The organism is Gilvimarinus sp. 1_MG-2023 (assembly GCF_030548285.1).
The window spans coordinates 1-362 of sequence record NZ_JAUOSC010000385.1 but is presented as its reverse complement, the minus strand read 5'-3'; the positions used below and the strand labels follow the sequence as shown (position 1 = coordinate 362).

The window sequence follows — 362 nt, the reverse complement described above, 5'->3', positions numbered from 1 at the left end:
GCGTTAGCTGGATCTCGTCACCGGCTTTCTTGATCTTCTGTTCCGCTACCGCCGCCGGCCGGTAGTCGGCCACGGCGGCGCTGGCAATAAAAACGTCACATTGACCCAGCGTCGCTAATGACGCCGTCAGCATGTCAGTGGCCGATGTGACCGGCACCAGGGTGATCCGCTCGGGTACGGGCAGGCTGACCGGGCCGGAGATCAGTGTAACTTGCGCTCCGGCTTCCAGTGCCGCCTGGGCCAGTGCATAACCCATTTTACCAGAGCTGTGGTTGCTGATGTAACGCACAGGGTCGAGCGCTTCGCGGGTTGGCCCGGCCGTGATGACCACCTGCTTGCCTGCCAGGGTACCACTAACAAAA

General features: G+C 61.6%; 1 protein-coding gene. It reads right to left on the bottom strand.

Features of this window, described 5'->3' with window-relative positions; translation table 11 throughout:
- Positions 1 to 362 (bottom strand): phosphopantothenoylcysteine decarboxylase (locus tag Q4563_RS17310; protein ID WP_303605378.1); only part of this gene is annotated, 362 nt, incomplete at both ends.